21 protein-coding genes and 1 tRNA gene are annotated in these 25,435 nt (G+C 65.1%); 10 read left to right on the forward strand and 12 right to left on the reverse strand.

Features of this window, described 5'->3' with window-relative positions:
- Window positions 1-3 precede the first annotated feature (3 nt).
- The 3 genes from M2341_RS07130 to M2341_RS07140 all read right to left on the reverse strand — a co-directional run bounded on the left by M2341_RS07130 (window position 4) and on the right by M2341_RS07140 (window position 3,767).
- Window positions 4-1,119, reverse strand: coding sequence for a glycoside hydrolase family 68 protein (locus tag M2341_RS07130; protein ID WP_264584760.1), 1,116 nt, complete (start codon window positions 1,117-1,119; stop codon window positions 4-6).
- A 252-nt stretch (window positions 1,120-1,371) separates the two neighbouring features.
- Window positions 1,372-2,382, reverse strand: coding sequence for a LacI family DNA-binding transcriptional regulator (locus tag M2341_RS07135; RefSeq protein WP_264576094.1), 1,011 nt, complete (start codon window positions 2,380-2,382; stop codon window positions 1,372-1,374).
- 116 nt (window positions 2,383-2,498) lie between these two features.
- Entirely contained in the window at window positions 2,499-3,767 is a 1,269-nt protein-coding gene (locus tag M2341_RS07140; RefSeq protein ID WP_264584761.1) for an MFS transporter, read from the reverse strand.
- Between the two features lie 259 nt (window positions 3,768-4,026).
- Here M2341_RS07140 and M2341_RS07145 point away from each other — a divergent pair, with 259 nt between their 5' ends.
- Both M2341_RS07145 and M2341_RS07150 read left to right on the forward strand, forming a co-directional pair.
- Complete coding sequence (locus M2341_RS07145; protein WP_264584762.1) at window positions 4,027-5,037, forward strand: alpha/beta hydrolase; 1,011 nt, start codon at window positions 4,027-4,029, stop codon at window positions 5,035-5,037.
- A 154-nt stretch (window positions 5,038-5,191) separates the two neighbouring features.
- A complete protein-coding gene (locus M2341_RS07150; RefSeq protein WP_264572221.1) occupies window positions 5,192-5,782 on the forward strand; it encodes a PAS domain-containing protein in 591 nt (196 codons plus the stop codon).
- A gap of 45 nt (window positions 5,783-5,827) precedes the next feature.
- Here the strand turns inward: M2341_RS07150 and M2341_RS07155 are convergent, their stop codons facing one another.
- The 6 genes from M2341_RS07155 to M2341_RS07180 form a co-directional block, all read right to left on the reverse strand.
- Window positions 5,828-6,421, reverse strand: a complete 594-nt coding sequence (locus M2341_RS07155; protein ID WP_264584763.1) for a superoxide dismutase family protein — start codon at window positions 6,419-6,421, stop codon at window positions 5,828-5,830.
- A 92-nt stretch (window positions 6,422-6,513) separates the two neighbouring features.
- Window positions 6,514-7,605: a YihY/virulence factor BrkB family protein gene (locus tag M2341_RS07160; protein WP_264584764.1), complete on the reverse strand. Its 1,092-nt coding sequence runs from the start codon at window positions 7,603-7,605 to the stop codon at window positions 6,514-6,516.
- On the reverse strand, window positions 7,602-7,832 hold the full coding sequence (locus M2341_RS07165) for a hypothetical protein (protein WP_264584765.1): 231 nt from the start codon (window positions 7,830-7,832) through the stop codon (window positions 7,602-7,604). Before M2341_RS07165 ends, M2341_RS07160 begins: the two co-directional genes overlap by 4 nt.
- Entirely contained in the window at window positions 7,832-12,094 is a 4,263-nt protein-coding gene (locus tag M2341_RS07170) for a translocation/assembly module TamB domain-containing protein (RefSeq protein ID WP_264584766.1), read from the reverse strand. Before M2341_RS07170 ends, M2341_RS07165 begins: the two co-directional genes overlap by 1 nt.
- The gene (locus M2341_RS07175; protein WP_264584767.1) at window positions 12,094-14,271 is read right to left on the reverse strand and encodes an autotransporter assembly complex protein TamA; all 2,178 of its coding nucleotides are present in this window, start codon (window positions 14,269-14,271) and stop codon (window positions 12,094-12,096) included. Before M2341_RS07175 ends, M2341_RS07170 begins: the two co-directional genes overlap by 1 nt.
- 203 nt (window positions 14,272-14,474) lie before the next feature.
- The gene (locus tag M2341_RS07180) at window positions 14,475-14,915 is read right to left on the reverse strand and encodes a hypothetical protein (RefSeq protein WP_264584768.1); all 441 of its coding nucleotides are present in this window, start codon (window positions 14,913-14,915) and stop codon (window positions 14,475-14,477) included.
- Between the two features lie 251 nt (window positions 14,916-15,166).
- Here M2341_RS07180 and M2341_RS07185 point away from each other — a divergent pair, with 251 nt between their 5' ends.
- Both M2341_RS07185 and M2341_RS07190 read left to right on the forward strand, forming a co-directional pair.
- The gene (locus M2341_RS07185; protein ID WP_264584769.1) at window positions 15,167-16,606 is read left to right on the forward strand and encodes an FAD-binding oxidoreductase; all 1,440 of its coding nucleotides are present in this window, start codon (window positions 15,167-15,169) and stop codon (window positions 16,604-16,606) included.
- An 86-nt stretch (window positions 16,607-16,692) separates the two neighbouring features.
- Window positions 16,693-17,472, forward strand: a complete 780-nt coding sequence (locus tag M2341_RS07190) for a SapC family protein (protein WP_181559273.1) — start codon at window positions 16,693-16,695, stop codon at window positions 17,470-17,472.
- Between the two features lie 258 nt (window positions 17,473-17,730).
- Here the strand turns inward: M2341_RS07190 and M2341_RS07195 are convergent, their stop codons facing one another.
- Entirely contained in the window at window positions 17,731-18,540 is an 810-nt protein-coding gene (locus M2341_RS07195) for an N-formylglutamate amidohydrolase (protein ID WP_264584770.1), read from the reverse strand.
- Between the two features lie 234 nt (window positions 18,541-18,774).
- Between M2341_RS07195 and cpdR the strand changes: the two genes are divergently transcribed.
- Together cpdR and M2341_RS07205 are read left to right on the forward strand one after the other, a co-directional pair.
- A complete protein-coding gene (gene cpdR / locus M2341_RS07200; protein WP_181561372.1) occupies window positions 18,775-19,152 on the forward strand; it encodes a cell cycle two-component system response regulator CpdR in 378 nt (125 codons plus the stop codon).
- Window positions 19,153-19,205: 53 nt separating this feature from the next.
- A tRNA-Val gene (locus M2341_RS07205) sits at window positions 19,206-19,280 on the forward strand.
- A gap of 91 nt (window positions 19,281-19,371) precedes the next feature.
- Here M2341_RS07205 and M2341_RS07210 read toward each other — a convergent pair.
- Complete coding sequence (locus M2341_RS07210) at window positions 19,372-19,803, reverse strand: DOPA 4,5-dioxygenase family protein (protein WP_264584771.1); 432 nt, start codon at window positions 19,801-19,803, stop codon at window positions 19,372-19,374.
- A gap of 187 nt (window positions 19,804-19,990) precedes the next feature.
- On the opposite strand from M2341_RS07210, the gene M2341_RS07215 reads away from it, so the two are divergent.
- From M2341_RS07215 to bioB, 3 genes are read left to right on the forward strand one after another with little or no spacing between them, the layout of a single operon-like run.
- Window positions 19,991-21,265: an O-acetylhomoserine aminocarboxypropyltransferase gene (locus M2341_RS07215; protein ID WP_264584772.1), complete on the forward strand. Its 1,275-nt coding sequence runs from the start codon at window positions 19,991-19,993 to the stop codon at window positions 21,263-21,265.
- A gap of 31 nt (window positions 21,266-21,296) precedes the next feature.
- Window positions 21,297-22,115 (forward strand): heme-dependent oxidative N-demethylase subunit alpha family protein, encoded by an 819-nt coding sequence (locus M2341_RS07220; protein WP_181559276.1) that lies wholly within the window; start codon window positions 21,297-21,299, stop codon window positions 22,113-22,115.
- A gap of 16 nt (window positions 22,116-22,131) precedes the next feature.
- Window positions 22,132-23,163, forward strand: a complete 1,032-nt coding sequence (gene bioB, locus M2341_RS07225; protein ID WP_264569965.1) for a biotin synthase BioB — start codon at window positions 22,132-22,134, stop codon at window positions 23,161-23,163.
- Window positions 23,164-23,190: 27 nt separating this feature from the next.
- Here bioB and M2341_RS07230 read toward each other — a convergent pair whose 3' ends face one another.
- Window positions 23,191-23,874 (reverse strand): CDP-alcohol phosphatidyltransferase family protein, encoded by a 684-nt coding sequence (locus M2341_RS07230; RefSeq protein WP_264569966.1) that lies wholly within the window; start codon window positions 23,872-23,874, stop codon window positions 23,191-23,193.
- Window positions 23,875-24,053: 179 nt separating this feature from the next.
- Between M2341_RS07230 and M2341_RS07235 the strand changes: the two genes are divergently transcribed.
- Complete coding sequence (locus M2341_RS07235) at window positions 24,054-25,415, forward strand: exopolysaccharide biosynthesis polyprenyl glycosylphosphotransferase (protein ID WP_264584773.1); 1,362 nt, start codon at window positions 24,054-24,056, stop codon at window positions 25,413-25,415.
- Window positions 25,416-25,435: the final 20 nt, after the last annotated feature.

The raw sequence follows: 25,435 nt of genomic DNA on the forward strand, positions 1-25,435 counted from the left end.
GGCTCAGTCGATAATCCGCGTCGTCTCGCTATCCAAGGCGAGACGAAGGAACGGCCCGAAGGTGCCGGCAAAGCGCTTAGCACCCTCGGCAGCCTCGCCACGGCCCCAATCGTCCGCGAAGGCGGTGACGGAGAGATCGGGCAGCACCAGCCAGCTATAAGCCTGACGCGGCGCTTCCGGCGGGTTGGCGATGACGAGGCCGGAACCGTTCAAGGGTTTCCACCCGTGCGTGATCTGCTCGGACACCATGCCGTAGAGGCCCGTCGGGGCACGGGGGGCTTCCGGGTTGAACACATGGGTCTGTGTGGACCAGAACAGATAGTAAAGTCCATTGGCCAGCACGATGTGCGGCCGCTCCAGCTCATTGTTGAGGCCATCGGCGCTGATGATCGGCGCGGTCACCTCCCACTGGCCGAGGGCATCGGGCTTGGCCCGCGCCGCGCCGATCACGCCATTATAGGCAGATTGCGAGGTGGCCAGCGAGCCGGTGAATAGCAGCCAATGCTCGCCGCTCGCCGGATCGAGGAGATAGCCGGGATCGCGAAAGGCCTTGATGGTGCCGAGGCCGCCACCGGCTGACAGCGGATCGGCATAAAAGCGCGGGTCGCGCGGGAAGGATTCGCGCAGATTGCGGCAATTCTCGACGGACCAGCCGCCATCCTTGCCGACCAGATCGGCCTCGACCTCGAACAGGCGTTGCTCGAAGCTGAGTTCGCTCTCGCCGCGAAAGCCGGCGGCAGTGAAATAGAGCGTCAACCGGCGCCCGTCATTCTCCAGATAGGCCGAGCCGGACCATTCCCGGCTGCCGGGCGAGAAGCCATCGGGCATCACCGGGCCATAATGCCGCCAATCATCCCCCCGCCGCTCGAACAAATGAATGCGGGCATGACCGTGACGGTCATCCGGGTCGGCAAACCAGGGGGAGGCGAGCGCCATCCACAAATCGGCCGGCGCCGGCGAACCGTCGCGCTGCAGGATGGGCCAGGCATCCCACACGCACACATCCTCACTGATCCGTTCCACATCGGCCTCGCCGATGAGCGGCGCCACGCAGGATGGGGTCAGTTTGAGGTGATTAAGCTGTTCGATCGCCCAGCGGGTCGTGCTGATATCGTTCATGGAGAGCCAGTTAGGTCAGAGAAAGAAGAGGGCGCGAGTGCGCAGGAGGCCGGGGCAGGCGATGTCCGGAAAGGAGGCGTTCGCAACTGTGTTGCAAGGCCATGGGCTCCTCGCGCCATGCTGCAAATATGCGCGCGATTGCGCCTGAATTTCGATCATTGTCCCCGTTCCTCAAGTCCTCGCAACCAATACGCCATTGGCAATCGATTACAACCATTTTGGAATAGGGTGTCGCAGCGGAAAATCGGTCCGTCAGGTGGAGCCGCGCACCACCAGAGCGGGGTTGAGAATGATCGAACCGGTCTGTCGGCCCTCGATGCGCTTGAGCAGGCAATCGACCATCTGCGTGGCGCCGCTGGCGATATCCTGGTGGATCGTGGTCAGCGGCGGCACGATGCTTTGCGCAATCGGGAGGTCATCGAAGCCGACGATTCGCACATCGTCGGGGATCGACATGCCCCGGCTGATGACGGTCTGGACGGCGGCGAGGGCGATCATGTCCGAGGCCGCGAAAATGCCGTCGGGCAATTGATCCACCTGGTCGAGATAGGCGTTGATGTCCGGCGCGCTGAGTTCCGGCGCGAGATGGGTCGGCACTTCGGTCAGCATCACGTCCGCCGCGTGATCCTGCTGCACCGCGCGTGCGCCCTGTAAGCGCTGGGCGATCTCGATGGCGCGGGGATTGCCGAGGAACGCCACGCGCTTGCAACCGCGCTCGATCAGGTGGCGCATCGCCATCTGGCCGCCGAGGAAATTGTCGGTGCCGACCGAGCAATGGCTCTGCCCTTGGGTGAAGGCGCCCCAGGCGACCATCGGCAGATAATGACCGGCGGCGGCATTAAGGACCGCGGACTGGTCGGACTGGCCGATGATGATGAGGCCATCCACCCGAGCGGTTTTGATGATACCCTCCAGCCAGTCGTCCCGGTCCGGGATGACCCGCGACAGCATCAGGTCAAAGCCGCGCTCGGTGAGTTCATCGGCCAGAAAGCCGATGATCGTCATGAAGAAGGGGTCGGAGATATGCTGAGCGCGCTCATGGCCGAGCGGGATGACCACGCCGATCGCCCCGGTCTTGCGCGTGCGCAGGTTGCGGGCCAGCGGGCTCGGCTGAAAACCATGTTGTTGCGCCAGCTTGCGGATGCGCTCGGCAGTCTCGGAATTGACCACGGCCTTGCCGGCCAGCGCGCGGGAGACGGTCGCGGCGGAGACACCGGCGAGCTCTGCCAGATCGTAGATTGTCCGAACCTGCTTGGGTTTCAACGCTCCTGTGTCCTCTCGCATCCAAAGGCCAAACAAATGGCATCTCTAGGGCGCAGGCGGGTTTTGCCAAAGCATTTTTCCGGCGCGGGCCGCAGCGTCCGCGCCGGGAGAGCCCGTCAGGCGGTCGGGCCGGTGTCGCCGATGATGACTTCCTTGCGGTAATCGGCGCTGTTGCGCTCGGCGAGACGGCTCGCAAACGGCTGCTTACGCCAGTTCCAGATGCACTGGACGGCAAGGCCGGTCGCCATCAGCGCGCCAAGCGCGATGCTGTAGCGCGCGTCACCCAGCCCGTCGCCGATCAGCGCCATCGCAAGCGGGGCGACGACAGCGCTGAGGCAGGTGAAGAACAGCAGCAGCCCCGCAACCGAGCCGTGGCGCGCCTTCTCGAAGCAGCTGATGCCGGTCGAGTTGATTGTGGGGTAAAGCACGGACATGAACAGGCCGGTGGCGGGCAGGGCGTAGATGGCGACGCCCCGATCCCCCAGCACGGCGATCCAGAACAGGATCGTCATTGCGACGGTGCACACGGCGAGCACGGCGGTCCAATCGTAACGGGCGAGCAGCCACACGCCGAGGAAGCGACCGGCAGCGCGAAGCACGAAGAAGATCGAGACGGCATAGACCGCGAGCCACGCGTTCGAGCCCTCGTAACTGGCGAGGAATGTCGGCGTCCACACGTAGATCGCGGCTTCCGCGCCGACATACAGCATCAGGGCGGTGGCGAAGAACATGGCGGTGGGATCGGTCATCATCCGGGCAGCATCGCGCGGATCGGCAGGCTTTTCATCGGCCCGCACCGGGGTCGGGAAGCGCGCGCCGAATGCGCCCAGCACGAGCAGGGCGCAGATGCCTGCGGCGAGGAAGTAGACCCACTTCCAGCTTAACCCTTCCTGCAGCGACCAAGCGACGACGGCCGGGCCGACAATCGCGCCAGCGCCGAAGAAGCCCTCGACCAAGTTCATGATCGTCGAATGCTCGCGCGTCGAGCGGGAGATGTCGCCGATCAGCGCGAGCGCGCCGGCCTTGAAGATGCCGATGCCGATGCCGGAGATGAACAGCAAGGCGACGAAGAACAGAAAGTCATGCCCGGCTGCGAAGGCGACAGAACTGAGGCCAAAGAGCGTGAGGCCGATCAGGATCGTCGCCTTACGGCCGATGCGGTCTGCCAGAAAGCCGAGCGAAATGGCCGAAATAGCGATGCCGGACATCGTCGCATATTGGAACGATCCGGCCGCCGTCATGCCCAGATTGAACTCGCGGATGATCTGCGGAATCACCGTGCCGACCGAATCGGTGGTCATCGCGAACATCGCGAACATCAGGAAGACCAGCCATTTCAGCAGGGCCGATGCGTTGCTCGGCTGGATATGGGGGCGTTCCGTCACTTCGCGATCCTCTCGGCCTTATTGTTCCATCGCAGCGTCGGTCGAACCAGGCTGCCTGCAGATTATCATTCCGCAGCAAGGCGGCGGATGAGGCATGGCTGTAATCGATTGCTTCCGCAATGTCGATTGGCTCGGCGTCCGCAGATTTGGCAATTGGCTCTCACTAGCCGGACGGTTTGCAATGCAATCGATTACCGCTAGTGTCCGCGGCGATGTGAACATAAGCCGGCTCAGCGGCGACGATGATGGGACAGGACTGATGGCGAAGGAAGACGGCGCACTGGATCGCAGGGGCTTTCTGGCGGCAGCGGGCATTGCGGCAGCCGTGGCCGGTGCAGGAAGCGTGCCGATGGCCGCTGCCCAGCCGCCGGCCGGGATGCCGCCTCGCGTCATTCCGCCTTCCTGGACCGCCGCGCCGACCATCGACCTGTGGACAGGCGCGCCGCCCGAAAGCGGCTTTTCTGCACGTCCTCTGCCGATGGACAAGGCGCCGCCGGTCTTCATGCACAATGTCGACAAGCCCTATCTGCGCGTTTTCCGCCCGGCCAAGTCCAATGGCCGCGCGGTGCTGGTCATTCCCGGCGGTGCCTACATCTTCATTTCTATCGACAATGAAGGGGCGGAAGTCGGGCAGGCGCTCTCGGGGCAGGGCTATACCGTCTTCGTCCTCGTCCACCGGCTGCCGGGGGAAGGCTGGACGAACCGGTTCGACGTGCCACTGCAGGATGCCCAGCGGGCCATGCGGCTCATCAAGTCGATGGCCGGGACCTATGGCATCGATCGTGATCAGGTGTCGGTGCTCGGCTTCTCGGCCGGCGGGCATCTGGCGGCGACGCTCATCACCGATTTCGCGCAGCCGGTTTACGCCCCGCGCGATGCCATCGACCGGCTCGATGCGAGGCCGCGCACTGCCGGGCTGATCTATCCGGTCATCAGCATGCGCGTGCCGGATACCCACGCGGATTCGCGCAAATATCTGCTGGGCGAGAAGCCCGATCCCGCATTGGTCGCCCGGCGCTCGCCGGCCGCCCATGTCGGGTCGCAGACGCCGCCCACGTTCTTGATGCACGCGCTCGACGATCCGGCGGTGCCGCCCTCAAACAGTCTGGAGATGCTGCAGGCGCTGCGTGTCGCGGGGCGGCCGGTGGAGGCGCATTTCTTCGAGGAAGGCGGCCACGGCTTCGGGCTGGGCTGGCCGCAACTGCCGGTCCGCCAGTGGCTGGGGCTTTTCGTGGCCTTTCTGGATCGGCACGCCCGGCCGGAGGGCTGAGGAAGGCTCGCAGTTGGCCCCTCTTCTTCAGAGGAGGGGACCAGGGCTGGCGGGCTAAAAGACTGCGATGAGGCGCGCAATAAAACGCGTCCGGACACCACCATTCTCCCGCCAGACCTTGGCGGTGCGTACCGCTTTTGATATCGCTGCCGGCATGGCCATAAGCGACATCATCGATGCCAGTTCGACCGCAGCGGTGATCAGCAATCCCCGGCTGCCCGATAATCCCATCATCGCCTGCAATGAGGCGTTTCTGCGTCTTACCGGCTATAGCCGCGCGGAAATTCTCGGACGCAATTGCCGCTTCCTGCACGGGGCCGAAACGGAAGCCGCATCAAGCGAATTGCTGCGCTCGGCTATCCGGCAGAAGAAGCCGGCTATTGTGGAGATCACCAATTATCGCAAGGATGGCTCGCCGTTCCGCAATGCGGTGATGATCGCGCCGATGTTCGACACCGATGGCGGGCTGGAATATTTTCTGGGGTCTCAGGTCGAGGTTGCGGCCGTGGCATCCGCCGGGCCGGACAGCCGCAAGGGCATGGCCACCGCACGCGTCTCGGCACTCACCGAACGGCAAAGGCGAATCCTGGTGCTGATGTCTGCCGGAAAGCTCAACAAGCAGATCGCATTCGACCTTGGTCTCAGTGAGCGGACCGTGAAAATGCACCGCGCCGCGCTGTTTCAGGCGCTGGGCGTCCGAACCGGAGCGGATGCCATCCGACTGGCTGTCGAAGCCGGTTACTGATCTCGCGATCAGCCCCGGCTTCGAGAAAATCACCTAAACGCGCGGTCAGGCGCCCGCTTGGAAGACGCCGCACGCAATGCGCCCGCCGCTATCGCCAGACGGATCGGTGCGCTGGTCGTCCGTGCCTTCATGCACGACGATCGCCGAGCCATCGGTATCCATCAAGCCGGCCATCGTGGCGCCTTTGAGCGTGTATTCGAGCGTACCCCGGCCATCCTCGCCAATGTCGATGTTCGGCATGTCGCCGGCATGCTGACCCTGCGGGTTCTCCAGCCCATGCTTGGTGCTGGCAGGATTCCAGTGGCCACCCGCCGTGGTGAAGTCGGGCGCATCGCACTTGCCGGTCATATGCACATGGACGCCCTTGCTCCCCGAGGGCAGGCCCTGCAGGGCGAGCATGATCTGCAAGCCGCCATCCATGGCGCGGATAGTCGCGGTGCCGGCCGGCGCGCCCTGCGCGGTCTGCAGGGTCGCGGTGGCGCTTTCGCCGGCCGCCATGTTGCCCGTAGCATTGCCCATCATGGCATTGTCGGCAACATTATTGGCGGGCACGGCGTTGTTCTGCGTGTGATCGGGGCTGCTACAGGCTGCCAAACCCAGCGTGGCGATTGCGGCCACGGCGTAAATCCTTGCAGTCACGGCATTACTCCCATTGCTTACGGATATAGAGCGAACACGAGAGGGAAGCGGATCGTTCCCGAAAAGATTGGCAGCGCCCCCGGCGACCCCGCTCAATGCGCCTTGTTGGCGGCCCGATCGGCGTCGCGCCGGCGCTTCTTTTCGAGCAATATACGGCTGGCATCATTCACCGCCAGATTGTCTGCCATTACCGCGCCGCGATGGCCGATCGGGCGATCCGGCCCGATGGTGGAATCGACCATCGTCTGCCGCTCCATCTCGCTATTCACCTCAGCGCCGATCAGCACCGCAAAGGCGGAAAGGAACAGCCACATGAGGAAGATGACGACGGCGGCAAGCGAGCCATAGGTGGCGTTATAATTGGTCAGATTGGCGACGTAGAAGCCGAAGCCTAGCGTGATCCCCACCCACAGCAGGGTGGAGAGCACCGACCCCACAGAGAGCCAGCGCCATTTCGCGGCTCTGCGGTCCGGCGCATAGCGATAGAACACGGCGAAGGTAAGGCTGATCAAAAGGCCCGCGAAAATCCAGGTCGCCAACTGGATGATCAGCGCCGAACCGCTTCCGATATAATCGGAGAGCACGCGCCCGGCATAAGTGAACAGCGAGATCGCCAAGGTGCCGATCACACCCACCGCGACCATGCCGACGGTGATGCCGGCGGCCACGCCGGTGGTCCGGAAGAAATTGCGCGTCTCATGCTCTTCATAGATGATGTTGAGGGCCGCGATCATCGCCGTCGCCGAGCGCATGGCGCCATAGATCGAAAAGGCGAGGGCCAGCACCAGACCGAAGCCCTGCGCCGCCTTGCTGGTCGTCACAATGGCGAGAAGCTGCTCTTCCAGGATGGTGAGCACCTCCGGCGGCACGAAGCCGCGCAGAAGGTTCACGTTGCTGGCGACGATCTGCGGATCGCCGATGAGGCCGTAAAGCAGAACGATCGAGGCGATGAGCGGCACGAAAGCAAGGAAGGAGAAGAAAGCGACCCCGGCGGCGAGCAGGCTGAGATTATGGAAGCCGATCATCACGTAGATGCGCTTGAGGATCGCCCACCACGCTTTGGGCGGCAGAGAGAGCGGCGAATCGCCCTTCGCGCCGGGGATTTCTTCGGCAAGCACTTCGAGTTCCTGGGCAGAGATCGGGCGGTCCTCCTTGTCTTGGTCGGTGTCGGTCTGGCTGGTCATGGTTGGGCCGTGGCGTTGTCGGCCACATCATTTTCATCGATGGGGAGGGCGAGGCGGCCGGCCGCGGCAGAGGCATTGAGTTGCTCGTCGAGCTGCGCCTGCATATTGGCCGCCATGCCCTCGATCCGGTTGGATTCGGTAGCGTAGCGCTCATCGAAGCTCGGCTCCTTGCTGCACCCCGCCAGCCCGAGCGCTGCCAGCATCGACAGGATCATGGCCGCGCGCATCAATAATCCTTCCGGTAGCGCAGGTTCACGCCGGACCCGCCGAAGTTGCTGACCGAACTCAACACCGAGAGCGCTTTCGAGAGGCTGATTTCCAGCTGCGTGGCGGTATGGCCGCGCGCATCGGTGATGATCTCCACATAGACATCATTGCTGATATACTGACCCACCGCGAGCGACGTGCCCCGGCCCGTCTCCTCATCGGCCCCGAGCAGGCGCAGCCGGTCGATGCCACCGGCCGATTGCAGCACGCCCAGCGGATTGAGGCCGCCCGAGCCGCCACGCAGCGAGTTGAGCGAGGCGGCCAGCTGCACGGCCTGGATGGCGCTCAGCTCGCCCACCGAATTGCCGAACAGGATGCGCGCCATCAGTTCGTCCTGCGGCAGGCTGGGCGTGGAGGTGAACGCGATCTGCGGATCCTGAGCATTGCCGGTGATCGTGATGGTGATCGTCACGTCCTCGACCTCGCCGCTCGCGACGATGCGCAGCTGCGGGTTGGTCATCTCGGGTCCGCTGAAGGTGATCCGGCCCTGCTGAAGCTCGAACGAGCGCCCGGCAAAGCCCAGCGTGCCGCGCACGAGGTTGACGCCGCCGGTGATCTGCGGCGCTGCGCTGGTGCCGGCGACGCGCAAATCCGCCGCCCATTCGGACTCGAGCCCCATGCCGCTCACATAGATCTGGTTATCCGCCTGCACCCGCAGGTCCAGCCGCCAGTCAGAAGGTATGGTCTTCATCGGCTCGGGCGCGCCGGAGATGCGCTCGCGCTTGAGCGTCGGCTTGCGCCGCACGCCGGTCAGCGTCGGGACTTCCGCGCTGCCCTGGAAGACGATGCGATAGCGCGTCTCGGGCAGGGTGAGGCGCCCCGTGATCGTCGGTGGCTGGTTGGGGCCGTTGACCACCTGGATCTGGCCGGTCGCCCGCGCCTGCAGGCCATCGCTGCGCGCCAGCTGCGCATTGTTCATGTCGATGCCGAGCTGGATCGGGAAGCCCTGATCGGAATTGAGCGAGACCGATCCGCTGGCGCTGACCGTGCCATTGCCGGCATTGGCGGTGAGGCTCTCGACCTCCAGCCGGTCGTTGGTGAAGCGCCCGCGCACGGCCATGTTGGTGAGGCGGGTGCCGTAGCTGGTGTTCTCATAGGTGAGGTTGCTGGCCCGCACGACCCCCGTGAGTTGCGGCGACCGGACCCGTCCGCTGAAATCGGCGGCGACCCCGACTGGCCCCTTGAGACTCTGGTCCGGCAGCGCGGCTAGCGAGAAGAGCACGTCGGCCGGGCCGTTGTAGCGCAAGCCGCCGGACAGAGGCGCGGCGAGCAGGCGGGTCGACCAGCTACCCGCGCCCGGCCCGAGCGGCTGGAGGCTGACCTTCATGCGGCCGATCGCGGCGCCGCGCCGGCGGATGAGCGCATTCGCCTCACCACCTTGCGGGATCAGCCGGCCGGCGAACTGGATATCGACCGGTTCGGAGACGGCCGCGAGGCTGGTGCGGGTGAAATCATCGATCGTCAGGCGGGCGTCGGCGGCGGGGAAGGCCGTCTCGCTGGCCTGGGTGAAATCGAGGCTGCCGGTGGCCTTTCCGCCGAGGCCAAGGCCGGGCATGAAGGGGTTGGCGATGGCGAGGTTGAGATCCTGCATCCGCGCCTGCACGGCCATGCCGTCGCCATAATGGCCGGCGAGGTGCAAGGTGCCGCCGCCGACCGTGAGGCGCGTCGGAGCGAGTGTATAGCGTCCGTTCGATGGCACGATCCGCATCGGCGAGCTTGTCTTGACGTCGACGCCGTTGAAGCGACCGTCCAGCGCGAGCTGCCACAGGTCCCGCGCCATGCGGGCGTTGGCAGCCAGGCGGAACGGATAGCGCGTGCGCCCCTCGACCAGCAGCTTCGCCTGACCGCCCCCGTCGCGATAGTTCAGCGTGCCGCGCGCGACCGCGATGGTGAGATCGCCCATCCGCGTGCCGGCAAGCTGCGCATCGGCAACGACCTGCGGCTGCTCGGTCAACAGAATGTCCGCCTTGATGAGCGCCTGCTCCACAGTGAGGCCGGCCTTGCCGGGCAGGCTGGCGTTGCGCGCGGTGGCATCTACCAGCGCGCGCTGCACGGGGCCCTGCGCGGAAAGCGCAACCCGCCCATTGATGCCGGACCCATCGGCCAGCAATGTACCCTCGAACGGGCCGGCGCGGCTTTGCGAGATGCGCCCGGAGAGGCCGACGCCGCCGAAGCTCGTGCCTTGGCGCACATCGACGGTCAAAGGCCCGCGCGCAGTCATTACAGCCAGATTGAGGTCCAGCGGTCCGTAGTCGGAGGCGCCTTCGCCCTGCACCAGATAGGTGCCGTTGTCGCCCCGCACGGTCGCCGTCAGATTGGCGAGGCCAATGCCAAGGCCCGGCCGCTCGGCTGCCAGCCGGACCAGCGGGCGATTGACCGTGCCTGTGACCTCGACGCCCAGCGGGCCATATTGATCCGAGCTTCCGCGCCCGGAGAAGCGCACGCTGCCATCAGCGCCGTAGCGACCGCGCGCGCCGGTCATACGGAATTGTGGCGCCGAGACGTTCAGCCGCTCGACGCTGGCCACGCCATTGCTGTCATAGCCGACATCCGCGACGATCAATGCATTGCCGCCGAGGAAGCTTTGCAGCCCGTCGTTCAGCAGGCGTGTCGAGCGCGCGGTGACGCGGCCGCCGAGGCGGAAAGAACCGTTCTGGCCGGTTTTGAGGTCCATGTCGGTTTGGAGGTTGAAGATGCCCACGCTCTCGACCTGATAGCCATTCACCCGGCCATTCAGGGCGCCTGTGTAGAGCGCGGTGTTGAGGTCGGCCACGATCACGGCGGTGGCGTCGATCCGGTCGGACCGCAGCCGCATATTGTCCGAGAGGATGCGGCCATTGGCATAAGCCAGGTCGCCGTCCAGGCTGACATTGGTGAGCAGTGGCTCGATGCTGGCATTGACGCCGCTGATCCGCTGGGCGCGTCCCTCGACGGGGATCATCCAGCGGTCCTTGTCCAGCGTCGCGCTGCCCGAGACGGCGAGGCCTTCGATCAGCGTGGCGCCGAAGCCAATCTGGCGGGCGTTCACGCCATAGCGGATCGTGGGGGCGACGAAGGCGCCGTTGAGCGTGGCGTTCATCGCGATGTCCGCGCCGCGCAGGTTTTCGGCGATTACGCTGGGCTTGGTGAGCCGGAAGGCGAGATTGAGATTCTCCATGCGGCTGGCACCCAGATCGATGAGGCCTTGGGCACCGAAGGTGAAGTTGTCGCTGGCCAGTCCGCCACGAATCCGGGCGCGGCGGTCTGCGAGGGCAGCGGTCATGTCGATCTGCGTTACCGGCTCGAGCATGTTGCGAGCCGGGCCGGTGAGAAAAAGGCCGGGCCGGAAGGGTCCACGCACCGTGAAGGTGCCGTCGCGGCCCGTGATCGCGACATTGGCGAGGCTTTCGCTGCCCATCCGGCCCGTCAGCTTGCCGGTCCAGCTCTGCCAGTCACCCTTGCCCGCCAGCGCAATGGCTGTTGGCTGCGCGATGCCGGTGTAGCTCGCCAGCAACCCCTGCGCTGGCGCCGTCACGCGCAAATCGACCGCCAGGCGGTTGGTTTCCGGTACGGCATCGAGCAGCAGCGCGAGCCTGTCGCCACCCGCAACGCCCGGCGCCACAAGGGCGCGCCCGTCTGCCTTGATCCGCGCGCGGCGGTCCGCAATGTGGACCGTCCCGGCGAGGCCGAGCAGGTGCTTGCGGCCGGTCACCGGCGTGTCGATCTGCAGGCGCCCGATGTCGAGCCGGTTTACGTCGATGTCGAGATCGGGCAGCAGCGGCCCATCGCTGGATGGCGTCGGCTTGAATTCCGGCGAGCGATGCAGCCGGGCGGTAGGGATCAACAGGGAGCGGATGTCGACATGGCTGCGCGCATAGGCGAGCGGCCGCCAGTCCATCTCGATGAGCGGCGCGCTCAGGAATACGCCCTTTGTGTCCCGCACCTCTACATTGCGCAGGCGCATGGCGCCGAAGATCGAGCCATCGATCCGCCCGATGCCGATCGACATGCCGTTCTCGAACTTGAGCCCGGTGATCTGCCGGGTGACGAACCCCCGCCCACTGTCGCTGTTCAGCCAGGCATAGCCGCCAATGATGACGACCAGCAGCAAGGCGAGCAGTGCGCCGATGCCGATCAGCACGCGGCGCGGCCAATTCCGGCGGCGCACGATCACGGTTTCGGCAGTCGTCTCTTCCGGCAGATCCGGGGCGATCGGCGCGGGGGGCGGGGTCGGATCAGCCATCAGAAAGCCTGCCCGATGGAGACGTAGACGGAGATACGGGATTCTCCCGGCTGGCGGTTGATCGGTGTGGCGACATCGAGCCGCATCGGGCCGAAATTGGTGTAGAAGCGACCGCCTATGCCGACGCCGAAGCGCCAATCGTCAAAGCGTGGCACCTGGCTGGTATAGACCTGGCCGCCATCGATGAAGCCGACGATGCCATAATCGCCGAAGCGATAGCGCACTTCCGCTGCGGCCTCGACGAGGCTGCGGCCGCCGATCGGCCGGGCATCGGGATCCTTGGGGCCGAGTTCCTGATAGCCAAAGCCGCGCACCGATCCGCCGCCGCCGCCGTAGAAGCGCCGCGAGGGTGCGATCTGCTCACGCGCCGCGCCGCCGATCATACCGACGCGCGCGCGGCCGGCCAGCACGAAGCCGTCCGAGATGGGATAGTAGCCCGTGCCTTCCAGCAGCGCGCGGGCGTAGGTCTGTGCGCCGCTGCCCAGCGATGCCTCTGGGGAGAGCCAGGCCGAGATCCGGAAGCCACGGGTCGGGTCGAGCAGGGAGTTGGATGTGTCGAACGTCACCTGACCCGGCAGCGCCGCGACATAATAGGTCCGCCGCCGCAGCTCACCGGCGTCGAAATTATAATCCTGCTCGTTGGAGCCGAGCAGCTCGAAGCCGAAATTATAGGTCAGCCGCTTCTGCCAGATGGGCGTGCTTTCGTAGGCGATGCGGCCATAAAGACGGCCCGTGAACGCCTCGAACGCGTCGAAATTGCTGTGCCGGGCATCGATACCCAGTTCCACGCTGCGGTCCCGCTTGCCGGCATTCGAGCGACGGAAGGAGACGCCGAGGCCTTGCTCCAATGTGCCGGCCGTACCCTGAACAATGAGCGCGCCCTCGGGTGGGAACATGTTCCGGTGCGTCCAGCTCCCCTCGACCTTGACGCCCTGGCCCGTGCCATAGCCGGCTTGGGCGGCGAGGGTGCGGGCGGGGCCGGCCTCCTGATTGACGACGAGGGTCGCATAGTCCGTGCCGTCGCCCGCGGGCTCGCCGCTCGGGCGGGGCGTCACGGATCCCACGGAGAGCAGGCCGGTGGCGATCAGCGCCTGGCGAAGATCATCGATCTTGCGGCTGTCATACAGCTCCCCTTTGCGGAAGCGGGCGATCTTCTGGATATGGTCCGGCTCGAACACCGGCTTCTCGCCCTCGACCACGATGTCGCCGAAGCTGCTGCGGGGACCGGGGGTGATCGGCAGCGTGTAGTCGCCGGCCTCCGTCTCCGGATCGAGCACGATATCGCGCTGGCCGACATTCACGAACGGATAGCCGTTCTCGGGCAAGGTCACGGCGATATTGGCTTCCGCGCCGAGAATGCGTTCGGCCACGATGGGGTCGCCGCTGCGGGGCCGGAAGGCGCGCGTAATGAGGTCCTCGGGCTGTACTGGCGTCGCATCGAAACGGATCTCGCCAAGATGATAGCGCGGGCCGGGGGTGGCCTGCAGGATGACCGTGATCGGTCCCTTGCTGTCCTGCTCGGGAAGCTCTAGCGAACCCCGCACCGTGGCATCGAAAAAGCCCTGCGAGGAGAGGATATCGACCAGCAATTTCTGGTCTTCCTCCAGCCGGGCATTGATCATGGCGCCATTGTCGGCCTTGCCATCGCCATCTTCGAGGGCGGAGAGCGACTTGAACTGGCTGACAATGTCCCCGCCATCGACGGGCAGCACCGGGCCGGCACCGTCCAGCGCGGAGAGACCCTCGATCTTGTAGCTGTAGCGCAGCGAAGGGGCGGGCCCCTCGTCAGCCTCGGTATACTGGCTCTCATCGAAGGTTTCGACATCGAAGGCGTTGAGCGGGGTGAGAGGCCGGTCGAGCTCTTCATCCAGTTCCGGCGGAGCAGGCAGGCCCTCATCCGCCGTCGATTGTTCGGTGGGGGTCGGCTCGGCGCTCACGCTGGCATCTCGGCCGGTGCTGGCCGCGCGCCGGTCTGCCTCGGCTTCCCATGCCTGGACGCTGCCAAGGGGCGCGCTTTCATCGATCGGCGGAATGCTGGCGTCGAACTCTTCGTCTGAAATGACCGGCTCAACAGGAGCCCCGTCTGAACTCCGCATCGGCTGCGTCTGCTCGGTCGCTGGGGTCTGGGCCTGTGCGGGATGGGCGAGCAGGCACAGCATCCCGGCACTCGCCAGCAAGCTTCCACGCCAGGCTTTTCCAAAGTTCTGCGTGCTTGGCTTCAAGCCTGCCTTCGGTAATCTTAGTCGCAACGACGGCTCCCCTGTCGCGATTGACGCGACGTCCGCGAGCCTTGAGGCTCCCCGTCATGATAATGCTGCGGCGGCGATATGGTTTCTGGCCTCGAACGCGGGAAGCGAAATTCTGCCCCGCTTATCGGCAGTTATCGGTCAGACCGCGCGCGCCTTGGCTCGTCGTCAGGCTCGGCGTGCACAACCTGGGGCGTGAGGCGCGAGAAGCGCTCGATCTCGCAGGCGGAGCCATTGCGAGCATGCAGCATGTCCCGTCCGGCGCACAGCACCCCATCCTTGTCGGGCGAGATGTAGAAGCCGGAATAGAAGTCCGCCGCCCGGCAGGCCCGCCCCAGATGGGCGCGGTAGCGCTCGGTGTTGCTCACCACCATCGTCACGCCATCGGCATGCGTCACCACCGCTGCGCGGATCAGGTTGAGCGGCAGGCAACGCGGGCCGCGGCCTTCCTTCCACTGGATGACCGGCGGCGCCGGTGCGGCTGTCCGGGGTTGCGCCGGCATCGTCGGGATGCGGATGATCACTCGCTGTTCGATGGAGAGCTGGGCGAGCTGGACCTGCTCCATGCGCGCCATGCGGCTCATCTCCGGGCCCGCCAGGCGCTGCTCGGCCTCTACGGCCTGCGATGCTCCCAAAAGCAGGAGCGGCAGCAAAATGGTTGGCGACGATGCTGGCAATGAACTGACCCCAGGGTAGGAAAATGCCCTAACCCTTACCGCTTGAACAGCCGATTAATTGTATGATCAACAACGAAGACGCGCGCTTCGCAAGCATTTTTGCGCGCCGATGGTGGCCATACGGCGGCGCAGAGGGCATATAGGCGGGCATGATCTCCGAGACAGTTCTGGACGCCTTTCGTGCGATTGCCGGCCCCCGTGGCCTGATAGAGGATCGCGATCTGATCGTGCCTTGGCTGGGTGACTGGCGCGGCAAATATCATGGCGATGCGGTCGCCATTTTGACCCCGCGCTCCACGCAGGAGGTGGCCGCGATAGTCCGCTGCGCGCACGATCATGGCGTCCCCTTGGTACCGCAGGGCGGGAACACCTCCATGGTCGGCGGCGCGACGCCCCCGGCCGATGGCAGCGCCCTCATCCTCTCACTCCGCGCGATGAACCGGATTCGCGCGATCGATCCTGCCGCCAATCTTGCCGTGTGCGAGGCGGGCGTCATTCTCTCGACGCTGCATGAGGCGGCAGCGGCGGTCGGCCGGCGGTTTCCGCTGAGCCTGGGCGCCAAGGGATCGGCAACGGTTGGCGGGCTCGTCTCGACCAATGCCGGCGGGACGCAGGTGCTGCGGCACGGGACGATGCGCGCGCTGGTGGAGGGTATCGAGGCAGTGCTGCCGGATGGATCGATCCACGATGGGATTGCCGCGCTCAAGAAGGACAATCGCGGTTACGATCTCAAGCAGCTGCTCATCGGGGCGGAAGGAACGCTGGGGATCGTGACTGCTGCGAGTCTCCGTCTGGTGCCGGCCATTGCCGATCGGGCCGTGGCCTGGGCTGGTGTGGAAGACCCCGTGCAGGCGCTGGCGCTGCTGCGATTTCTCGAGCGGCGTCTGGGGTCCGTCGTCGAGGGATTCGAGGTCATGGCGCGCGATACGCTCGGCCATGTGCTCGATGTGATCCCCGATACCCGCGCGCCGATCGAAACCCGAACGCCGTGGAACGCGCTAATCGAGGTGGATCTGGACGCGGCCGACGAGGAAGAGAGCGCGGCTGCCCGGCTGGAGGCTGCTCTGGCCGAGGCCTTCGAGCAAGGTCTGGTCGTCGATGCGGCCATCGCCGCCAGCGAGGCGCAGGCCGAAGCGTTCTGGAAGCTGCGGGAAAGCGGATCGGAGGCGGAGCGGGCGCAGGGGCCTGCGCTGCAGTTCGATGTGAGCGTGCCGATTGCGGACATGCCCCGCTTCATGATCGAAGCGGCAGCGGCGTGCGAGGCGCGGTTCCCGGGGGCGACGGCTTCGTCCTTCGGGCACCTTGGCGACGGCAATGTGCACTTCCATGTCCGCGCGCCGGCCGGCACCGGCCCAGGGCAGGGGGCGGACTGGCTCGGCTCGCACGGAGAAGAGGCGACGCGCTTCGTCAACGACATCGTCGTCGCGATGCACGGATCCATCTCGGCCGAGCACGGGATCGGCCAGATGAAGATCGCGGAGTTTGCGCGTCTTACGCCACCCGCCCAGCTGAATGCGGTGCGGGCGATCAAGCGGGCGTTCGATCCACAGGGCCTATTCAATCCCGGCAAGCTTGTGCCCCTTGCCTAGGCCCGAGCGGCCCTTTATGGCCGGGCGTCATTCAGCCGGCCCATCGGGAACGGGCTGATCCATGTCCGTTTCAGGAGACCGATGTCATGGCCAGCGCGCCACAAGCCCAGAATTTGCCTCTGCTTTACAACGATCTGGTGCCGCTCAATGTGGAGCAGCACGGCAAGTACACGCTGCGCAACTATGACACCGCGCCGCATATCGTGGGCGTCCACGCCGTCCCGCTGACGCTCGACGAGTTCGCGCAGGCCCAGCGTTTCCTGCCGATCGTCTTCTCCAGCGGCCCCAATCCCGTGCCGCTGGCGCTGATGGGCCTCAACGAGGGCGTCAACACGCTGGTCGACAGCGAGGGCAAGCTGCGCCGCGAGGACGGCTATGTTCCCGCCTATATCCGTCGCTACCCCTGGATGCTGGTGCGCCTGCGTCCGGATTCCGACGAGCTGTCGCTGTGCTTCGATCCGACCAGCGAAATCGTCGGGGAGTATGAGGACGGTCGTCCGCTCATCGAAAATGGCGAGGCCAGCGAGCTGACCAAGGAATTGCTCGCCTTCTGCCAGCAGTTTGAGGAAGCGGCGATGCGCACCGGCCAGTTCGTCAAGGAACTGCAGGAGCAGGAGCTTCTGATGGACGGCGAGCTGAGCATCCAGATTCCCGATCAAGAGCAGCCCTTCGTTTATCGCGGCTTCCAGATGGTCAACGAGGAAAAGCTGCGCGAGCTGCGCGGCGATCAGCTGCGCAAGTTCAACCAGAGCGGTGCGCTTCCGCTCATCCATGCGCATCTGTTCTCGCTGCAGGGCATGCGCGAGCTGTTCTTCGCTCAGCGTGCCCTCGGCCTCGGGCCGGTGCCGGCCTACCAGATCAGCTAAATCACGCCCTTCGTTCAGCCGCTCGATTTTTTCGGCGGGGCGAGGCGATAAGTTGAAAAAATCATCTACCTCTTACGGCCCGGGCTTGAAAAGGCTCGGGCCGTGCCTTAACTTCAAAATACGTAATGGCTTGTTCCCCCTTTCGAGCCGTTGCGTGGGCGTCCCGCCCTTTCGGGACGTCTCCTCCCTGAACCTGGGCCACCCTGTGCATCGCACGGGGTGGTTTTTTATGGTTAAACGAAGATGGCTCGGGTTGCGCTATTCGGCCGCCAGCGGCCGGGCAAAGTCAATCAGCTCGCGCGAGAGATGCTCGGCCAATGTCACGAGAAGGGCCTGCACATCGGCAAGGCCAGGGCCGGGTTCGGCCATTGTCGCATTAAGATAGAGCGAGCGATCGAATTCGATCTGAATGGCGTGAACGTCCCGCTCGGGCCGGCCATGTCGCTCGAGAATATGGTTACCGGCATAGGGCGCGTTGATCGCAACCGGCAGCCGGTGCCGGCGAATGACGTCCGCACACAGGTCGGTCAGCCGATCCGTTGCGCTCCGCCCGAATCGGTCGCCGATCACCACGCGCGGAGTCGGTGTGTCGGCCGTGGTGGCCTTGAGCGGTGGCATGGAATGAATGTCGAGCAGCAGCGCGATGCCATAGCGCCGGCGCGTCACGTCAAGCGCAGCCGCCAGCGCGGCGTGGTAGGGGCGATGGACCTGCTCGATATGCTGGCACAGGGCGGCATAGGGCAGAGGATCGCGCCAGAGACCGCCCGTCGTCGCCAGCCGCTCAGGGATCAGGCCCAGGCCACCGCGCAATTTTGCGCTGCTTTGGCCACGAAAGCTCCATGGCGCCCCCTGGATGCCTCGCAGATCGACTTCCCGCTCGTCGCGATTGAGATCGATCAGGGCGCGCGGCTGGCGCGCGATCAGCACATGATGGGCTTGCTCGATGAGCCGTTCCACCAGCAGATCGGCATAGCGGTCCTCCAGCCCTTGCAACGCCTTTTGCGAAACGCGGGCCCGCGCGAGCAGGGCAGGGGAATAATCCCGCCCCGCGTGAGGGACGGCGAACACCAGAGGACCGCAATCACCGGCCACGCCGTAGTGATGAAACGCGTCATGACTCCGGGCAGGCTTGGGTCGCAATGGTCCTCCAAAGGGCCGCTTGCGGCTGCGAAATTTTCCGCAATTGGCCGCAACTGATGGAAATTCTTAATCGCTTTTCGCATAAAGCAAGGGGTGACGCCAAGGCCTATCAGGCTTTATGGCGGTGTGATCGACGAGTATCCCGGAGGCTTCGGCACGCGCATGTTTCGCATTTTGTTGGCGGAAGACGATGACTCGATGCGGCAGTATCTCGTCCGTGCGCTCGAACGTTCCGGCTATGAGGTCGTGGCGGTGGACCGGGGCACGGCGGCGGTGCCGATCATCGAGGCCGAGCATTTCGATCTGCTGCTGACCGACATCGTGATGCCGGAAATGGACGGCATTGAGCTGGCCCAGCATGTCGCGTCCGTCTCGCCGCATACGCGCGTGATGTTCATCACAGGCTTTGCAGCGGTGACCCTGCGCGCGGGGCGCGTCGCGCCGGAAGCCAAGGTTCTCTCCAAGCCGTTTCACTTGCGCGATCTGGTGATGGAGGTCGACCGAATGTTCAATCGCACCAGCGCGGAGAACCTTCTCTGATATTTGCGCTTGCGCCGCCCTCGCGCGTTGCGTAAGGGCCTCTCCTCTCAAGTGGGCGTGTAGCTCAGTGGTAGAGCACTGTGTTGACATCGCAGGGGTCGCAAGTTCAATCCTTGCCACGCCCACCATGGAAAACCCCGCCAGGTTCAACGACTTGGCGGGGTTTTTCTATGCTTGTCGCGCCGCTCCGAGAGGCGCTGCGACAGGAATGCTCCTTCGCTAAATGGTGACTCCGGCAACGGGGGCGGAATTGATCTCACCCACATCATTCGGCTCTGCGCCCTCGGTCGGCAGACGGTCTCCCAGGATCGCCTGCGGGGTGCCGATCCAGAGCGCGTCCTCCAGATGATCGAGCCGCTGGTTCAGCGTATTGGGATGAATGAGGATGCTCAGTCCGCCGTGGTTGAGCATCAGCCAGGGCACCAGCGTGTCGAACAGGCTGCAGGCGAAGGCGATCTGGAACATGGATTGCGTGTGCGGCCCGACCAGCCGATCGTGCCAACGCCCCAGCCGAACGGAAAATCGATCGGACAAGCCCGCGCGCAGGCGCTCCGCCACCGGGCGCGTCGCGGCATCATAATAAATATGCGCATGATAGCTGCCGATCTCGGCGATCTGGCGGGGGCGGGGCGTGGAGTCCTGAATGTGCATGGCGTGTCCTGTCTGTGGTGCCTAGTTGGCGATCGGGAGCGATCTCTGCAAGCAGGTGGAGGATCATCGGTCTGTGGGCGCGCGCTGGCGGTAGGCTTTGCGCCGGTGAGGCGCTAAGGAGCCTTTCTGTATGGCGGTCCATGCCGCTGTCGGTCACGCTTCGCGCAAAACAAAGGAGAGCAGCCCCGTGAGCCAGAAGATCGATACCCTCGCTGTCCATGCCGGAACCGAGCCCGACCCGACCACCAAGGCGCGGATCACGCCGATCTACCAGACCGCATCCTATGTGTTCGACGATGCTGATCACGCCGCGCGCCTGTTCGCGCTGCAGGAGTTCGGCAACATCTACACGCGAATCATGAACCCCACCAACGGTGCGCTGGAAGGCAAGATTGCCGCGCTTGAGGGCGGTGCTGCCGCGCTGGCCGTGGCCTCGGGTCATGCCGCGCAGTTCCTGGCGTTCCACACGCTGCTCGAAGCCGGCGATCACATCGTCGCGGCCAAGAAACTCTATGGCGGCTCGCTCAACCAGATCGGTCATAGCTTCAAGAAGATGAGCTGGGGCTCGACCTTCGTGGATGCGGACGATCCGGCCAATATCGCCGCGGCGATCACGGACCGCACGCGCGCCGTGTTCATCGAGAGCCTCGCCAATCCCGGCGGCGTGGTGCAGGATATCGGGGCGATCGCGAAGATCGCGCACGACGCCGGCATTCCACTGATCGTGGATAACACGCTGGCGACGCCTGTGCTGTGCCGCCCGATCGAGCATGGCGCAGACATCGTGGTGCATTCGGTCACCAAGTTCCTCAACGGCCATGGCAATTCCATCGGCGGCGTGATCGTGGACGCCGGCAAGTTCGATTGGGTGAAGTCCGGCAAGTTCCCTGCGCTGACCCAGCCGAACGACTCCTACCACGGCGCCGTGCTGAGCGACGCGGTAGGACCGATTGCCTTCATCATCGCCTGCCGGGTGCTGGGCCTGCGCGATCTGGGGCCTGCGCTGGCGCCGATGAATGCCTTCCTCGCGCTCACTGGCATGGAAACCCTGTCGCTGCGCATGGAGCGGCATTGCGATAACGCGCTGGCGCTGGCGCGGTGGCTCCAGAAGCATCCCAAGGTCGAGTGGGTGCGCTATGCCGGTCTGCCGGACGATCCCTATCATGCGCTCGCGCAGCGCTATCTGGGCGGCAAAGGCGGCGCCGTGTTCACCTTCGGCGTGAAGGGTGGGCGCGAGGCTGGCATCAAGCTCGTCTCCGGCGTCAAGCTGTTCAGCCATCTGGCCAACATCGGCGATACCCGCTCGCTGATTATCCACCCTGCTTCGACCACCCATAGCCAGCTGTCAGAGGCGGAACTGGTCGCAGCTGGCGCCGGGCCGGACGTGGTGCGCGTGTCGGTTGGCATCGAGCATATCGATGACATCATCGCGGACATGGCGCAGGCGCTGGACGCGCTCTGAGGATGGCAGCCGGGCACGGAGGCGGGGCGGCATGACGCTTGGCTTCTCCGTGCCCGATCTGCTGGCCGCCGCGCGAATGGGCCGGGCGATGACCATGGGCCTGCGCCGCGTGCCGGAGGAGGACTGGCTCTGGCCGGACTTCGACCGCGCCGCCCGCGCCGCCGTGTTCGATGCGCACCCGGCGGCGGTGCAGACGCTGCCCGGTGCCTATGGCGCCATCCGCGAACTCGGCGCGATGGTCGGCATTTCAGGAGAGCTGGTCGATATCGCGCGCGGCTGCTGGGAAGATCTGTGCATCATGCAGCAGGCGGAGCCTGGCGGGCCGTGGCAGCTTACCGCCGCTGCGGTGGGCTTCCCGACCGACTGGCGCATTGCGGACAAGATCCGCCGACCGATGGCGCAGATCCATGCGCCCATCCATGGCTATGCCGAGCAATTGGCGCCCGGTGTCGATCATTTCATGAATGGGCTGAAAGCGGGGCCAATTTTCGCGCGGGCCAACTGGTTCATCGTGCCGTCCATGGAGTGGCGCTATCTCCCGACCGTCGATGAGGCCGCCGCGTTTGCGCATGTCACGCCGGACAATGCCGGGCAGACGCTGATCGTCCGCTGCGAACGGCAAACGCTGAGGCGCCTGCCGGAGAGCCGTGCCATCCTCTTCACCATTGGCATCGCTCGAGAGCGGCTGGGCGATCTGCAGGGAGAATGGCCTGTGCGGCTGAGCGCGGCGCTTGCTGCGATGCCCGCCGACGAACAGGCGCGGCGGCTGGTCGGGCGTTATGCGGATGCGCTCAGGCGCTATGCGGATGCCGCCAATGGCAAGAGTGGCTTTTCAAGCGGCTCGGCCTAAGGCAGAGGGGCAGGCTATGACACAGCTTTCATCCGCAGCCGCGCCGGTGACCACCGCCCCCCGCACCGACTGGACGCGCGAGGAAATCGCCGCGCTGTTCGATCTGCCGTTCATGGATCTGCTCTATGAGGCGCAGGGCGTGCATCGGGCCAATCATCCGCGCAACGAGGTGCAGCTCTCGACGCTGCTCTCGATCAAGACCGGCGGCTGCCCGGAGGATTGCGGCTATTGCAACCAGTCCGTCCATGCAGAGACGGGCCTCAAGGCCACCAAGCTGATGGACGTGCGCGCCGTGCTGCAATCCGCCGCGCAGGCCAAGGATGCCGGCTCGGGCCGCTTCTGCATGGGGGCAGCCTGGCGCAACCCCAAGGACCGCGACATGCCCGCCCTCATCGAGATGGTAAAGGGCGTGCGCGAGATGGGCATGGAAACTTGCATGACGCTGGGGATGCTGACGCCCGGTCAGGCGCAGATGCTCGCCGAGGCAGGGCTGGATTATTACAATCACAACATCGACACCGCGCCGGAAAAATATGGCGAGGTGATCACGACGCGCAGCTTTGCCGACCGGATCGAGACGCTGGAAGCCGTGCGCTCTGCCGGGATCAACGTCTGCTGCGGCGGCATTGTGGGCATGGGCGAGACGCGAGAGGATCGCATCGGCTTCATCCACGCGCTGGCGACGATGCCGCATCCGGAGAGCGTGCCGATCAACGCGCTGGTCCCGGTGAAGGGCACCGTGCTCGGCGACATGCTCGCCGATACGCCGCTCGCCAAGATCGACGAGATCGAGTTCGTCCGCACGGTGGCGGTGGCGCGGCTCGCCATGCCGCAGGCGATGGTCCGCCTTTCAGCGGGGCGGGAGAGCATGAGCGAGGCCTGTCAGGCGCTCTGCTTCATGGCTGGGGCCAACAGTATCTTTACCGGCGACAAGCTGCTCACCACACCCAATGCCGGCGACGACAAGGATGGCGCGCTGCTCGCCAAGCTCGGCATCGCGGCGATGCAGGCTGCGCCGCATGGTCATCTGGAAGAGGCCGCCGAATAAAGCAGGCCCCGTTCGGCGCGGCGTCGTTTACCCGCGCCGGGCGTTGTCCGACCGGGACAGTTGACGGCCCGCAACGAGCGTCTGGCTGACGAACAGCACCACGAAAATCACACCCACGCCGCCCACAATCATGTCGAACGGCGAGATGGCCGGTGCCCGGGTGGGGTCGGTGAGCATCATCCCAATGGTCATACCGATCAGCACGAAGCGCAGCTCCGTCGGCCCGGCAATGCCGTAGGAGAGCTTGAACTCACCCATCACCCGCGCCGCGAGATAGGCGTGGATGGAGAGCAGCAAATAGCCGACGACCGCGAACATCGCGACATCCACCCGCACATAGGGGCTGAACCCCATGCCACCCAGAATGAGCAGCGTGACGATCCCGTCGCAGCTATGGTCGATGAAGTAACCGTAGGATGGCCGCTCAATGTGGCGATAGCGGGCGAGGCTGCCATCCAGCGAGTCGCCGAACCACTGCATCACATAGCCCGCCATGGCCAGCCACAGCCATTGGTCGCCAAAGCTGCTGCCGGCATAGCCGACGAAGGTCGCAAGCCCGCCCACCACGCCCAGCGTCGTGAGCATATCGGGCGTGACCCAGCGGGGCATGATGCTGCACAGCCAGTTCAGCAGACGTCTCTCCGGCGCCGCAAGCAGGTTGTTTTGAATCCTGTTCACGGCTGGCGCTGGTCTGTTGGGGCTATGCTGCATCATCTCTCCGCGGCGTTCTGGGGCGGCCGTCATAAAAGGGTCATACACGATATTCCAGCGATGATCCCGAATTCCTGCCCCGGCGCGGGACATATGTTGCTGGAACTGCGACGGATGCCACAGCGTCGCCCACGCACAATCTCGTTGACGGCCCCCGCGCAGGGGCATAGCGCGCGGCCATGGCAGCCAAACCAGCGCAGTCGAAGGAAGCAGCACGCCTGCGCCTCTATCTGCTGAGCATCATGCTCGACATGCTGGTGCTCGGGCTGGCCTTTGCCTTGGCCAATCTTCTGGTACTGGGGTCCCTCATCGGCGAGCCAGGCAAGCCGCATGGCTTGGTGATGGCGGCGATGATCGTGCCCGTCTACGTGCTCATTGCCGTGCATGGCGGCGTCTACGGGATAAGGATGATCGGCAATCGCCGGGCGAGCGCCGCCAAGGCGGTATGGTCGCTTGCGCAAGCGGTGATGCTGACCCTGTTCATCATCTACCTCGGCAAGATCGCCGAGCAGTTGTCGCGCCTGACCTTCATGGTCGGCCTGGCCTTGTCTGCCGGCGGGCTGATCGCGGTGCGTCCGCTGATCGACCGGCTGGCAATCTGGCTGGTCGGCGCGGTGCCGCACATCACGGTGCTGCTGGTGGATGGCGTCGAGATCGAAACGCCGCGCGAAGCCTGGCGGGTGGATGCGCAGGCGATCGGCTTCGATCCCACCGCGCGGGATGCCAAGATGGCCGAGCGCCTCGCCGATGGTGTCGGCGGCGCCGAGCGGGTGGTCGTCGCGTGCCCGGCCGAGCGGATCGCGGACTGGCGCATCGCGCTCACCTCCCTGTCCGCCAAGGGAGAAATCCTGGTGCCGGAAATGCGCCAGTTCGTGCCCGCGAAAGTGAGCGCCTTTGCCGATCATCCGACGCTGGTGGTGGCCGGTGGACCGCTGCTGTTCCGGGACCGGTTGTTGAAGCGGCTGTTCGATCTGGCGATCTGCGTGCCGGCGATCCTGGCGCTCTCGCCGATCCTGATTTTCGGCGCGTTGGCGGTGAAGCTCTCGGGGCCGGGGCCGATGTTCTTCCGCCAGCAGCGGCTGGGGCGCGATGCGCGACCGTTCATGATCCTCAAATTCCGCACTATGCATATGGCGCTGAGCGACCTCAAGGCGGACAAGCTCACCGAAAAGGACGATCCGCGCGTGACCCGCATCGGCGCCTTTTTGCGGCGCACGAGTATCGATGAACTGCCGCAGCTTTTCAATGTGTTGAAAGGCGACATGAGTATCGTCGGACCACGCCCTCACGCTCCGGCGGCGAAGGCGGCGCAGAGCCTCTATTGGGAGGTCGATGAGCGCTATTGGGCGCGCCATTGCATCAAACCGGGCATGACCGGCCTGGCGCAGGTGCGTGGCCATCGCGGCCCGACCGACCGGCACGAGGATCTCATCAATCGGCTCCAGTCCGATCTTGAATATGTGACCAACTGGTCGATCTGGCGGGATTTGCGGATAATTGTCGCGACGCTGCGGGTGCTGGCGCATGACAATGCATTCTGAGGATGGGCGTTTTGCAGAGG

The sequence above is a fragment of the Sphingobium sp. B7D2B genome (genome assembly GCF_025961895.1).
GTDB lineage: Bacteria > Pseudomonadota > Alphaproteobacteria > Sphingomonadales > Sphingomonadaceae > Sphingobium.

Coding starts and splice junctions, on each gene's coding strand:
- M2341_RS07130 (WP_264584760.1), bottom strand. CDS start 1,119: ATGAACGATATCAGCACGACCCGCTGGGCGATCGAACAGCTTAATCAC.
- M2341_RS07145 (WP_264584762.1), top strand. CDS start 4,027: ATGGCGAAGGAAGACGGCGCACTGGATCGCAGGGGCTTTCTGGCGGCA.
- M2341_RS07150 (WP_264572221.1), top strand. CDS start 5,192: ATGGCCATAAGCGACATCATCGATGCCAGTTCGACCGCAGCGGTGATC.
- M2341_RS07160 (WP_264584764.1), bottom strand. CDS start 7,605: ATGACCAGCCAGACCGACACCGACCAAGACAAGGAGGACCGCCCGATC.
- M2341_RS07165 (WP_264584765.1), bottom strand. CDS start 7,832: ATGCGCGCGGCCATGATCCTGTCGATGCTGGCAGCGCTCGGGCTGGCG.
- M2341_RS07170 (WP_264584766.1), bottom strand. CDS start 12,094: ATGGCTGATCCGACCCCGCCCCCCGCGCCGATCGCCCCGGATCTGCCG.
- M2341_RS07180 (WP_264584768.1), bottom strand. CDS start 14,915: ATGGCGCGCATGGAGCAGGTCCAGCTCGCCCAGCTCTCCATCGAACAG.
- M2341_RS07185 (WP_264584769.1), top strand. CDS start 15,167: ATGATCTCCGAGACAGTTCTGGACGCCTTTCGTGCGATTGCCGGCCCC.
- M2341_RS07190 (WP_181559273.1), top strand. CDS start 16,693: ATGGCCAGCGCGCCACAAGCCCAGAATTTGCCTCTGCTTTACAACGAT.
- cpdR (WP_181561372.1), top strand. CDS start 18,775: ATGTTTCGCATTTTGTTGGCGGAAGACGATGACTCGATGCGGCAGTAT.
- M2341_RS07210 (WP_264584771.1), bottom strand. CDS start 19,803: ATGCACATTCAGGACTCCACGCCCCGCCCCCGCCAGATCGCCGAGATC.
- M2341_RS07220 (WP_181559276.1), top strand. CDS start 21,297: ATGACGCTTGGCTTCTCCGTGCCCGATCTGCTGGCCGCCGCGCGAATG.
- bioB (WP_264569965.1), top strand. CDS start 22,132: ATGACACAGCTTTCATCCGCAGCCGCGCCGGTGACCACCGCCCCCCGC.
- M2341_RS07230 (WP_264569966.1), bottom strand. CDS start 23,874: ATGCAGCATAGCCCCAACAGACCAGCGCCAGCCGTGAACAGGATTCAA.
- M2341_RS07235 (WP_264584773.1), top strand. CDS start 24,054: ATGGCAGCCAAACCAGCGCAGTCGAAGGAAGCAGCACGCCTGCGCCTC.